Source organism: Geomonas edaphica, assembly GCF_004917075.1.
Lineage (GTDB): Bacteria > Desulfobacterota > Desulfuromonadia > Geobacterales > Geobacteraceae > Geomonas > Geomonas edaphica.
The window spans coordinates 231,480-243,731 of record NZ_SSYB01000003.1 but is presented as its reverse complement, the minus strand read 5'-3'; the positions used below and the strand labels follow the sequence as shown (position 1 = coordinate 243,731).

Below are 12,252 nucleotides of genomic sequence, written 5' to 3'. Positions count from 1 at the left end.
AGATTGTCCGGGCGAATGCAGGGAAATATTAAAATGGTGCTCCGGTAGGGTGATCGCCGGGGGGGAATACGCCTTGCCCCGGACTACGTAATGTGTTAATAAAACTGGACACCAAACCAAGGAGGGTGGCATGCCTGTTGCCGATAAGATAGCCGGTTTCATTGCAAAATCGTCGTGGATCAGGAAGATGTTCGAGGAGGGGGAGAAGCTCAGAAAGGAATTCGGCGCCGACCAGGTGTACGACTTCACCCTGGGGAACCCCGACGTCGAGCCCCCCGCGGCGTTCCAGGACGAGTTCGCAAAGCTCGCCAAGGACCCGGTTCCGGGCATGCACCGTTACATGAACAACGCGGGGTACCAGGAGACACGAGACGCCGTAGCCTCCATGCTCGCCGCGGCAAGCGAGCTCCCGGTTCAGGGGAGCCACGTGGTGATGACCTGCGGCGCCGGGGGCGCCCTCAACGTGGTGCTGAAGACGATCCTGAACCAGGGGGACGAGGTGATCCTCCTTACGCCGTTCTTCGTCGAGTACCGCTTCTACATCGACAACCACGGCGGCGTCCCGGTCGAGGTCTGGACCGACCGCGAGACCTTCCAGCTTGACGTTCCGGCCATCGCCGCCGCGATCACCGCAAAGACCCGCGCCATCATCATCTGCTCTCCGAACAACCCGACCGGCGTCATCTACCCGGCGGAAAGCCTCAAGGCCCTGGGTGACATGGTGGCGGCAAAGGAGAAGGAGCTTTCCCGGCAGATCCTCGTCATCTCCGACGAACCGTACGCCCGCATCGCCTACGACGGCAAGAGCGTCCCGAACATCTTCCGTTACGTGAGCAACTCGGTCATCGTCACCTCGCACTCCAAGGACCTCGCCCTCCCCGGTGAGCGCATCGGCTACTTAGCTGCGAGCCCGAACATGAAGAACGTGGAGCAGTTCATGGAGGGGGCGGTCTTCTCCAACCGCGTGCTTGGCTTCGTGAACGCACCCGCCCTCATGCAGCGCCTGGTGGCGGGGCTGCAGCACGTCTCCGTGGACATCGACGCCTACCGCGTGAAGCGCGACCTCCTCTACGATTCGCTCACCGCCATGGGCTTCTCCATGGTTAAGCCCGACGGCGCCTTCTACCTCTTCCCGAAGTCCCCCCTGGCCGATGACGTCGAGTTCGTCAAGATGGCCCAGAAGCACCGCATCCTCCTCGTCCCCGGGGCGGGCTTCGGCGCGCCGGGCTTTTTCCGCATCGCCTACTGCGTGGACAAGGGGATGATCGAGAGGAGCCTCCCCGCCTGGAGGAACCTCGCCCGCGAAGCGGGGCTTTCCGGCTAGCCAAGGGAGCGCAATGACCGACACCATTCTCATAGTGGACGACGAGGAGGGGATCCGCTCTTCGCTCGCCGGGATCCTCGAGGACGAGGGGTACCGCACCGTGTGCGCCGCAGACGGCGCCGAGGCGCTCGTCATGTGCAACAAGGAGCTCCCGGGGCTCGTGCTCCTCGACATCTGGATGCCCAGGATGGACGGCATCGAGACGCTCAAGCGCCTGAAGGAGCTGCACCCGGGGCTGAACGTCATCATGATGAGCGGTCACGGCACCATCGAGACCGCGGTTAAGTCCACAAAACTCGGTGCCTACGATTTCATCGAGAAGCCGCTCTCCCTGGAGAAGGTGGTGGTCACGGTGGAAAACGCCCTTGCCATGACGCGCCTGAAGGAAGAGAACGCGACGCTCAGGGGCCAGGTGCAGCAGGGACATGAGATGATCGGAACCTCGGCCCCCATGCAGCAGCTGGCCGAGCAGATCCGCTTGGTCGCCCCCACCAACGCCTCGGTCCTCATCACCGGCGAGAACGGCACCGGCAAGGAGCTCGTGGCCCGCTCGGTGCACTACCACAGCCAGCGCCGCGACAAGCCCTTCATCGAGATAAACTGCGCCGCCATCCCCGAGGAACTCATCGAGAGCGAGCTCTTCGGTCACGAGCGGGGCGCCTTCACCGGGGCCGTCGCGCAGAAGAAGGGGAAGTTCGACCTGGCCGACGGCGGGACCCTTTTCCTGGACGAGATCGGCGACATGTCGCTCAAGACCCAGGCGAAGGTGCTGCGCATCCTGCAGGAAAAGAAGTTCGAAAGGGTCGGTGGGACGCGGACCATGGAGGTCGACGTCCGCATCGTGGCCGCCACCAACAAGCTCCTCGAGGAGGAGATCAAAAACGGCACCTTCCGAGAGGACCTCTACTACCGCCTCAACGTGGTCCCCTTCAAGGTCCCACCCCTGCGCGAGCGTCGCGAGGACATCCCGCTTCTTGCCGGCTACTTCCTGGAGGCGTTCTGCGACCAGGAGGGTCGGGAACGAAAGCGCATCGTCCCCGAGGCGATGGAAGCCCTCAAGCGCTACGACTGGCCCGGCAACGTCCGCGAGTTGAAGAACATCGTCGAGCGCCTGGTGATCATGACCCCCGGCGGCACCATCACGATAAACCACCTCCCCGACTACCTGAACGCGTCGGCGGAGCGCGAGGCGGGCGCGGGGAAGCTCGACAGCGTGCTGGAGCTTTCCAGTTTAAGGGAGGCGCGCGAGGAGTTCGAGCGCGAGTTCATCATCCAAAAGCTCGAGGAGAACGACTGGAACGTCTCGAAGACCGCCGAAGCGATCGAACTGGAGCGAAGCAACCTGCACAGAAAGATCAAGAGCTACGGCATCGACATGAAGAAGTAGGCATTCATGTTCTTCAGACTATTTCTCATCTTCCTCATCGTCCCGGTCATCGAGATCTACCTCATCATCAAGGTGGGGCAGGTGATCGGAGGCGTCGCCACCGTCTCGATCCTCCTTACCATTAGCCTTCTGGGCGCCTGGCTCATTCGTCACCAAGGGGGGCGGGTGCTCGGTCAGATCCGCGACGAGCTGGCCCAAGGGCGGCTCCCCGCGGCGCAGCTTTTAGACGGCGCCCTCATCTTCATCGGCGGCGTGCTCCTCACCACACCCGGCTTTTTCACCGACTTTCTCGGCATCTTCTTCCTCATCCCTGCCACGAGACGCATCATAAAGATGTGGCTCGGGCTCTGGCTGCAGGCGAAAATCGCCCGCGGCGGCTTCGTGGTGCGCCGGCACTTCTGATCCTCCCCCTTCCTCACCCCTGTTTTCCCATTAATTGCACCACCTCCTTTTTCCGCTACTATTTTCCAGTTCCCCGGACTGCCGCGCCGTCCGGGGTGAAAGGAGGAGCCGATGCTGGTCGTCGAGGAGTTTCGCGGCACTAAAGTTACCGAGCAGCGGGTCGAGATGGTGGAGCGCAAGGGGACCGGGCACCCGGACCAGATCTGCGACTGCATCATGGACGCCATCTCGGTCGCCCTTTCCCAGGCCTACCTAGCCGAGTTCGGCATCATCCTGCACCACAACATCGACAAGGGACTCCTTGCGGCCGGGCGCGTCGAGAAGCGCTTCGGCGGCGGCGAGGTATTGGAGCCCATGGAACTCACCATCGGCGACCGCGCTACCTTCTCGGTTGCCGGTAAGGAGATTCCGGTACGCGACATCGCCCTCGATGCGGCGAAAGGGTGGATCAGGGGGAACCTGCGCCACGTCGACCCGGACCGGCACCTGGCCTACCGCTTCAGGCTCGCTCCAGGCTCTCAGGAGCTGACCGACATCTTCGCGCGCCCCGGAGCGATGCGGGGGGCGAACGACACCTCGGCCGCGGTCGGCTACTACCCGTTGAGCCCCACGGAGCGCACCGTGCTCTCCCTGGAGCGGGAGCTGAACGGCGAGCGCTTCAAGCACCTCTTCCCGGAGACCGGCGAGGACGTTAAGGTGATGGGGCTTCGCAACGGCTGTGAACTGGAGCTGACCGTCGCTATGCCCCTGCTGGCGGCAATGGTCAACTCGGAGCGGGAATACTTCGAGAGGAAAGAGGCGATTGAGGCCGAGATGCGGCGCTTTTTGGAGACGACCTGTACCGGATTCGACCGGATCCGGGTCTACTACAACACCCTGGACCAGGCCGGGCGGGGGCTGGGCGGCGTCTACCTCTCGCTGCTCGGCACCTCGGCCGAGGACGCGGACTCCGGCCAGGTCGGGCGCGGCAACCGGGTGAACGGCGTCATCCCGATCGGGCGTCCCATCGGCACCGAGGCCGCGGCCGGGAAGAACCCGGTAAGCCACGTCGGCAAGATCTACAACCTCCTCTCGCACAAGATGGCGCGCTCCATCTGCAAGTCGGTCCCCGGGGTCGAGGGGGCGAACGTCATGCTCCTGAGCCGCATCGGTTCTCCGGTGGACGAGCCGCAGATGGCCAACGCGCAGCTCGTCATGGAACCGGGGCGGGATGTCGTCCAGGTCGAAGAGGCGGTCCGTGAGGTCATGCAGCGGGAGTTCGCTTCGATGAACGACTTCTGTCTCGCCCTTGCAAGGGGAGAGTACCGGGTCTGCTGAAAAGTTTCTAAAGTCGCAGTGATTACTGCCGAATACACTTATGTACTGTTTTGCCGGCTGACGGTAGCCGATATGGTAGTTCAACTCGGAAGCGAGGAGGATGGAAATGGGGCTTGATGCCGCGGTCTTGAGCGATGCCAATACCACCGAAGAAGCGGTCCGGAAGACCATAGCCGACATAACCCGCGGGGTGTTCTCCACGATGGTCATGCTCGACGTGGTAGACGAACCCCCTCTGGACGAGCCGGTGCTCAACTTCCACGAGACGGTCACCAGCATGGTCGGCCTCGCCGGGAGCCACACGGGGATCCTCGCTATACACTGCCCGAAGCGGCTGGCGCTACAGGTCACCTCGAACATGCTCGGCATGGACATCACCGAGGTCGATGACGATGTGAACGACGCCATGGGAGAGATCGCCAACATGGTCGGCGGGGACGTGAAGCACATCTTCTCCCCCGGCGGGGCGGACATAAACCTCTCCATCCCCACCGTCATCTACGGCAGCGACTACGCCATGGAGAGCGTCTCCAGCGCCGAATCGCTCGTGATGCCCTTTATCTGCGGCGACGACCGTTTCCTGCTTTCCTTCAAGATCGGCAGGTAGGATCTCATTCCAGCGGCCACCCCAGCGGTGGCCGCCGCACCTCCGCCAGGTTCCCCCAAGAGTAAATCCACTCTGTTCCCCACTTTGCTTCCCCCGTCCACACGACCGCTTCTACCGTCCAACAGCTACAAAAGGTTGACAAGGTGCCGGTTAGCGTTGAAAATGAGCACCTGTTGAGATTAGCAAGCCAAGGCACCTTCTTGGCGAGCCATGAACTACCGGAGGGTAATTGGACACCGTCTTCATCGAACTGCTGGTCATAGCCGTCCTCATACTGCTGAACGGATTTTTCTCCTGCGCTGAATTCGCCATCGTCTCCATAAGAAAAAGCCGCGTTGCGCAACTGGTCTCCATGGGGAACCCGCGCGCCGCACTGATCGAGTCGCTGCAAAAGGACCCGCACCGACTGCTCGCCATCGTGCAGATCGGCGTAACCGTCGTCGGCTCGACCGCTTCCGCGGTGGGCGGTGTCATCGCGGTCGATTACATCCGTCCCGTGTTTCTCATGTCCCCCTTCGCGATGGTCAGAAACGCCGCTGAGCCGCTCTCCATCGGCCTCGTGGTAAGCGCCATCTCCTACCTCTCCCTCATCCTCGGGGAACTGGTCCCGAAGACCATCGGGCTTCAGTACGCGGAACAGGTGGCGCTGCGCGTGGCGCAACCGATCAACCTCCTAGCCCGCGTAGCCGGCGTCCTGGTCTCGGTGCTCAGCTTCTCCACCAAGGCGACGCTTGCCCTGTTCGGGCTGAAGAGCGAGGGGGAGGCCTTCGTCACCCGGGAGGAGGTGCAGCATATCGTCGCCGAGGGACATGAGAGCGGCATCTTCAGCGAGACCGAGCACACCTTCATCGACAACCTCTTCGATTTCACCCACACCGCCGTGCGCGAGGTCATGGTGCCGCGTACCCGCATCGTCGCCTTCGACCTGAACCAGTCGAACGAGGAGATCCTGAACGGGGTGCTGGACAACATGTACTCCCGCTACCCGGTCTACCTCGGGAGCATCGAGGAGACGGTGGGGTTCATCCACGGGAAAGACCTCTTGGGGCGCATGGTGCGCGAGCCGGACTTCGACATCCGCTCCATCGTCCGTCCCCCCGTCTTCGTTCCGGAAGGGAAAAAGGTGAGCGACCTTCTAAAGGAGATGCAGAAGACTCGCGTGCATATGGCGTTCGTTGTGGACGAGTACGGCAGTATCAGCGGCATCGTCACCACAGAGGACCTGCTCGAGGAGCTGGTCGGGGAGATCGAGGACGAGCACGATGTCGGGGAGCCGAGCCGGGTGCAGGTGATGGCGGACGGGAGCTATCTGGTCGACGCCCTCATCTCGGTCTCCGATCTGGAAGACCTGCTGGAGATCGACTTGGGTGAGGACCTTCCCTACGATACCCTGGCCGGGCTCATCCTGGACCGGATCGGTCGTTTCCCCGAACAGGGGGAGAAAGTGGCGTTTGGCGATTATCTGCTCACCTGCGAGGAAGTGACCCGGACCGGTATCACCCAGGTCCGGATCGTGAAGCGGGAGGAGGAGAAAGTAACGGAGCCCGAGTGACGCCGCGCCCGGCGGCGACCTCAGGAGGTCCGGTCACCCTTACCTGTGCTGCTTTTTGGTCAGGAGCACCGAGGTCAGGATGGAGATGGTGAGGGCGCCGATGATGACGCCGAGGGATAGCACGAGCGGGATCTCAACCACGTTGGAAAGGAGCATCTTCGCGCCGACGAAGGCGAGGATGACCGACACCCCCAGTTTCAGGTGGGTGAACATCTCCATGACGTGGGCCAGCAGATAGTAGAGCGAGCGCAGCCCCATGATGGCGAAAATGTTGGAACTGTACACGATGAAGGGATCGTGGGTGACCGCGAGCACCGCCGGAATGGAGTCCACCGCGAAGATCACGTCGCTTGATTCCACGACGACCAGGGTCAGGAAGAGCGGGGTGGCGGCCCAGATGCCGCGCCTTTTTATGAAGAAGCGGTCACCCCGCGCCCTTTTGGTGATGGGAACGAAGCGCCGTACCAGACGCACCATCGGGTTGTTCTCCGGGTGCACCTCCTCGTCGCCGCCGAAGGCCATTTTGAAGCCGGTGTAGATCAGGACGACGCCGAAGACGTACACCATCCAGTGGAAGCGCTCGATCAGTCCGATGCCAACCATGATAAAGATGCCGCGCATCACCAGGGCGCCTATGATCCCCCACTTGAGTATCTTGGGCTGCAGCGCCCGCGGGACCTTGAAGTAGGAGAAGATCATGATGAAGACGAAGAGGTTGTCGACGGAGAGCGATTCCTCGATGACGTAACCGGTGAAGAACTCCAGAGCCTTTGCCGATCCAAGGACATACCACACCCCCGCGTTGAAGAGCATGGCGAGCCCGATCCAGACCACGGTCCAGGTGAGCGCCTCCCTGAACTTGATCTCATGGCTCTTCCGGTTGAAGACGAAGAGGTCCAGAACGAACATCACCGTCATGATCACCGCGAAGGCGATCCACATCATCTCATTGTTTGTCAAAACTCCCTCCGGTTAACGTTCCATCTGTTCAAGCCGCGCGATCCGCTCCTCCATGGGAGGGTGCGTGGAAAAAAGCCTCATAAGGGCACCGCCGCTCAGCGGGTTCACGATGAACATGTGCGCCGTTGCGGGGCGCGCCTCCTGCATCGGCAAGACGTGCGAAGCCTGGTCCAGCTTCCTAAGTGCGTTGGCGAGGGCGCGCGGCCTGCCGCAAAGTCTGGCACCGCTCTCGTCCGCCAGGTACTCGCGGCTTCTCGACACCGCCAACTGGATCAGCATCGCGGCGATGGGGGCTATGATGGCGAGTGCCAGGCCGCCCCATCCCCCTCCCTCGTCATCGTCACTGCGGGAGCCGAAGATGGCGGCCCACTGCACCATGTTCGCCAGCATGGAGATGGCGCCGGCTATGGTCGCGGCTATGGTGGAGATGAGGATGTCGCGGTTTGCCACGTGGCTTAGTTCGTGCGCCATCACCCCCTCCAGTTCCTCCGGGGTGAGGATGCGCAGGATCCCCTCGGTCGCGGCCACCGCCGCATGCTCGGGGTTTCTCCCGGTGGCGAAGGCGTTTGGGGAGTCGGACGGGATGATGTAGACCTTGGGCATGGGAAGCCCCCCCTGTAGCGCGAGCCGGCGCACCATGCCGTAGAAGGCGGGGTTCTCGTTTTCGGTGATCTCCTGCGCCCCGTACATGCGCAGCACGATCTTGTCCGAGAACCAGTAGGAGAATAGGTTCATCACGCACGCCATGATGAAGGCGAGGTACATGCCGCCCCGGCCGCCGATGGCACTTCCCATGGCTACCATGATCAGCGTGAGCGTGGTGAGCAGGACTGCGGTCTTGAATCTGTTCATGACGTTACCTCCTGAGCCTCGTGGACTGGTCAAATAAAAAGACCTTTACCCAGGCGCTTGAAGCACTGGATAAAGGTCTTGCCTGCTGACAGGATTGTCATGCCCCATGTCCGGGCCTTCCGGCCGTCCTGACGAACACGGGTCGGTTGCGGTTCAACCGTTGGCTACTCCCCTTTACCTTGGTGAAATATAGGTAATGGTCGGCCGGGTGTCAACCGTTTCTTTTCCCCCGCTGCGGCGGGGAAACGGCTTCAGCCGGCGATACTTTCGGTGAGGAGAATGGCATCGGCCAGCTGGCGCATGGAAATCCTCCGGTCCATGGCGAGCCTCTGCATCCGGCGGAACGCCTCCGCCTCGGAGAGCTTGTCTCGCTCCATAAGGCGCCCCTTCGCCTTCTCAATCACCTTCCTGCTCTCGATGCTCTCCTTGAGTGAGGTCACCTCCTCCTTCAAGCGCTCCACACGACGCGCGGCCGCAATGGAGAGCGCGACCGCCGCCACCAATTCGTCCTCGCGCACCGGTTTGGCGAGGATGGTGGACACCGTCGCTTCGCCCCAGGTCTGCACCTCCTCCACCTCGGTGCTCTCCGCGATCATGATGATCGGCAGGCTCAGCTTTTCCCAAAGCCTTTTCGCAACGCTGCTGATCTCCTGGTCTGCGGCGCCGTATTCGATCACAGCCACCTCCGGATGGCTGGACAGCGCCTCGTTCAACAGCTCTCCCGGACTCCCCGGCGCTATTATTTCAGCAAAACCTCGGTCCTTGAGCCTCTTTTTTAGGCTCCTCAGGAGTTCCTCGTCGCGAATGTACAGGACCGCTTTTCCCATGTGTTTCACCCCCTTACGACGATTGACACCGCCTTGAAATGACAGGATAACAAGTTAAAGAGCACAGAGCGTTCCAAAAACGGGACCTCGATCCGATAAGGATGGAAAAAGTCGGCGGATGACGGGAGCCGGGCGCACCACGAAACACCTCCCTTCTCTGTTAATTTCATTAATGTTTTCCGGCGTGGCGCCGATAAGATCATCGTCGCGTCAACAACGTCGTAATTCAGGTGCAAAGGTCATCCATGCCCTCTGGTTACAGGTCACTTCCTTGCCTTATCAGAAATACCATGCTCCTGGCGGTCTGCGCCTTGCTGCTGCTCGTCCTTTACGTCGCGGCCTTGCGTCCCCAGGCATGGTCGGTGAGTGCGCTCGCGATGGTGTTCGTGACAGGCATTCACGTCCTGCGCCTTAAGTGGCGCAGGCAGGCCGAGGGCGACTTGCGCCGCAGTGAAGAGCAGCTGCGCATCTCGCAGCGCATAGCCCAGATCGGCAGCTGGGACTGGGACATGGCAAGCGGCAGGCTGGATTGCTCCGAAGAGCTCTGCCGGATCTTTGCCGTCCCCTTCGAGGAGTCCCCCGCGAGTTACGAGGCCTTTCTCGCGTTGCTGCCCGGCAAGGGGCGTGAAGCAGTGGCCGCCGCGGTCGAAAAGGCGCTGAAGGGGGGCGATTCCTTCGCCGTGGAGTACGCCCTGGTCCGGCCGGATGGTGGGGAGCGCATCCTAGAGGAGGTTGGCGAGGTCTTCCGTGACACCTCCGGGACGCCGCTTAGGGTGGTGAGCGTGGTGCACGACGTAACCGAACGCAAGGAGGCGGAAAGCGCGCTCTTCTTCGAAAAGCGCTACCGCGGCCTGATCGAGAACCTGCCGCAGCGCATCTTCCTCAAGGACTGCAACCTCGTCTATCTCTCCTGCAACTCCAGTTTCGCGCGTGAACTGGGCCTGCAGCCCGCCGAGGTCTTCGGCAAGTCCGACTACGATATCGTCGCCCCCGCCCTCGCCAAAAAGCGGCAGGACGAGGACGCAAGGGTGATGCAGGCGGGCACCGCCGTGGAGCACGACGAGCTGCGCGAGAAGGACGGCACCTGGGTCAGCAAGTCCCTCACCCCACTTAAAGACGATCACGGGCGGGTCTACGGTCTTCTGGGCGTCCTTACCGACATCACCTTCAGGAAGAGGGCCGAGGAACAGCTGAAGGAGAGCGAGGAGCGCTTCCGCAACACCTTCGAGCAGGCCGCGGTCGGCATCTGCCATATCGCCCTCTCCGACATCCTGATCAGGATCAACAGCCGCTTCTGCGACATCCTGGGGTACGGCCAGGACGAGCTGATGGGATGGAGTCTCGAGCAGACCATCCATCCGGAAGACCGCGCCGCCGAGCAAAGCCACCTCTCGCGGCTCCTCAACCGGGAGATCGACAACTACAGTATAGAGATCCGGCAGATCCGCAAGGACGGCTCGCTGGTCTGGGTCAACCTGACCAAGTCGCTCGTCTGCGCGCCTGGAGGGGAACCCAAGTACCTGATCTGCGTGGTCGAGGACGTGACCGCGAAGCGCGAGGCGCTGGAGCTGCGCCGCGAGCGCGACTTGGTACAGGCGGCAAGCAGCGCCAAGAGTGAATTCCTCGCCAACATGGGGCACGAGCTCCGCACCCCGATGAACGCAGTCATGGGGCTGAGCCGCCTGGCTCTGAAGACCGAGCTCAACGCGAAACAGCGTGACTACCTGGAGAAGATCTGCACGTCGAGCCGGACCCTTTTGAACATCATCAACGACATCCTCGACTTCTCGAAGATCGAGGCGGGCAAGGTCGAACTGGAAAAGACCGAACTGAGCCTGCACGAGGTACTGGGAAACATCTCCGACATGCACCACCTGAAGGCGCAGGAGAAGGGGATCGAGTTCCGGGTGCGTCTCGCCCCCGAGCTTCCCAAAAAGCTCATGGGGGACCCGCTGCGCCTTACCCAGGTGCTGAACAACCTGATCGGCAACGCCCTCAAGTTCACCCAGCGCGGCGAGGTGGTGCTCGCCGTTAAGCCGGTCGGGCAGGGCGAGGGGGAGGTCGCCGTGGAGTTCAGCGTCCAGGACACCGGCATCGGCATCACCCCCGAACAGATGGAACGCATCTTCACCCCGTTCACCCAGGCGGACAGCTCCACCACGCGGCGCTTCGGCGGTACGGGGCTTGGCCTCTCCATCAGTCGGCAGCTGGTCGAACTCATGGGGAGCGAGCTCAAGGTGCATAGCGTTCCCGGCGCCGGAAGCAGCTTCTTCTTCACGGTCGGCTTCGCCCTTCCACCCGCCGGCAAGGCCGTGGTCGTGAGCAAAGAGGTGCAGTTACGCAGCATGCGCCTGCTCTTCGTGGACGGTGACGCCGCTTCCGTCGATGGGGTCAGCGAGATGCTGCAGGGGATGCCGATGGAGCTCTGTGCCGTTGCCGACGTGGCCGAGGCGCTAGATGCGCTCGAGGACGAGGCGGCGCATCCTTTCGACCTGGTCGCCGTCGACGGCGCCACTGCGGGTATCGGTGGGGTGGAAAAGCTCTGCCGCAGTATCGGCAGGCGGTACCACGGCCGCGTTCCGGTAATAGTTGCGGCCGCCGCGGAGCAGTTGGAAGAGGTGCGGCAGGCCGGGGACGAGTGGGGGGCGAGTGCGGTGTACGCCGCTCCGGTGCGTCCCTCGCTCATGGTCGACGGCATGATCCGGGCCCTTTCGCGCGCAGCCCAGCAACCGCCTGCGCGGACGACCGCTGCGGGCACGGCAAGGTCGGTGAAGACCGCACCAGAAGGCGCTTTCGAACCGCAGCGCTTCACCGCGGAGAAGGGGAAGCTGGAGCGGCTTTTGGCCCGCAACAGCCTCGATGCCAAGCGGCAGTTCGAGAAGTTCTGCGCCCAGGTCCCCCGCGGCGAGTACACCAACGAGTTGCAGGCGCTGCAGGCCTGCATGGAAAAACTCGATTTCAGAAAGGCGCGGCAACTGCTCGCCATATTCCCGGCGCCCCAGTAAGCGCGCACCGAGCGAGGGA

The 12,252-nt window shown here is 62.4% G+C and carries 10 protein-coding genes; 7 read left to right on the top strand and 3 right to left on the bottom strand.

The features are described 5' to 3' along the window. Window positions 1-130: 130 nt before the first annotated feature. The 6 genes from E8K79_RS10140 to E8K79_RS10115 all read left to right on the top strand — a co-directional run bounded on the left by E8K79_RS10140 (window position 131) and on the right by E8K79_RS10115 (window position 6,589). Entirely contained in the window at window positions 131-1,324 is a 1,194-nt protein-coding gene (locus E8K79_RS10140) for a pyridoxal phosphate-dependent aminotransferase (protein ID WP_136514644.1), read from the top strand. A gap of 13 nt (window positions 1,325-1,337) precedes the next feature. Beyond that, on the top strand, window positions 1,338-2,711 hold the full coding sequence (locus E8K79_RS10135) for a sigma-54-dependent transcriptional regulator (protein ID WP_136514643.1): 1,374 nt from the start codon (window positions 1,338-1,340) through the stop codon (window positions 2,709-2,711). 6 nt (window positions 2,712-2,717) lie between these two features. Continuing rightward, complete coding sequence (locus tag E8K79_RS10130) at window positions 2,718-3,113, top strand: FxsA family protein (protein ID WP_136514642.1); 396 nt, start codon at window positions 2,718-2,720, stop codon at window positions 3,111-3,113. Between the two features lie 111 nt (window positions 3,114-3,224). Beyond that, window positions 3,225-4,430: a methionine adenosyltransferase gene (locus E8K79_RS10125; protein WP_136514641.1), complete on the top strand. Its 1,206-nt coding sequence runs from the start codon at window positions 3,225-3,227 to the stop codon at window positions 4,428-4,430. Between the two features lie 106 nt (window positions 4,431-4,536). Beyond that, window positions 4,537-5,037 (top strand): chemotaxis protein CheX, encoded by a 501-nt coding sequence (locus E8K79_RS10120; protein ID WP_135870586.1) that lies wholly within the window; start codon window positions 4,537-4,539, stop codon window positions 5,035-5,037. 229 nt (window positions 5,038-5,266) lie between these two features. Continuing rightward, window positions 5,267-6,589, top strand: a complete 1,323-nt coding sequence (locus E8K79_RS10115) for a hemolysin family protein (RefSeq protein WP_136514640.1) — start codon at window positions 5,267-5,269, stop codon at window positions 6,587-6,589. 39 nt (window positions 6,590-6,628) lie between these two features. Here E8K79_RS10115 and E8K79_RS10110 read toward each other — a convergent pair whose 3' ends face one another. The 3 genes from E8K79_RS10110 to E8K79_RS10100 form a co-directional block, all read right to left on the bottom strand. Next, entirely contained in the window at window positions 6,629-7,549 is a 921-nt protein-coding gene (locus tag E8K79_RS10110) for a TerC family protein (RefSeq protein ID WP_136514639.1), read from the bottom strand. Window positions 7,550-7,561: 12 nt separating this feature from the next. Next, complete coding sequence (gene htpX, locus E8K79_RS10105; RefSeq protein ID WP_136514638.1) at window positions 7,562-8,401, bottom strand: zinc metalloprotease HtpX; 840 nt, start codon at window positions 8,399-8,401, stop codon at window positions 7,562-7,564. Window positions 8,402-8,652: 251 nt separating this feature from the next. Then, window positions 8,653-9,228: an ANTAR domain-containing response regulator gene (locus E8K79_RS10100; protein ID WP_136514637.1), complete on the bottom strand. Its 576-nt coding sequence runs from the start codon at window positions 9,226-9,228 to the stop codon at window positions 8,653-8,655. 290 nt (window positions 9,229-9,518) lie between these two features. On the opposite strand from E8K79_RS10100, the gene E8K79_RS10095 reads away from it, so the two are divergent. Beyond that, window positions 9,519-12,233 (top strand): PAS domain S-box protein, encoded by a 2,715-nt coding sequence (locus E8K79_RS10095; protein WP_246043791.1) that lies wholly within the window; start codon window positions 9,519-9,521, stop codon window positions 12,231-12,233. Window positions 12,234-12,252: the final 19 nt, after the last annotated feature.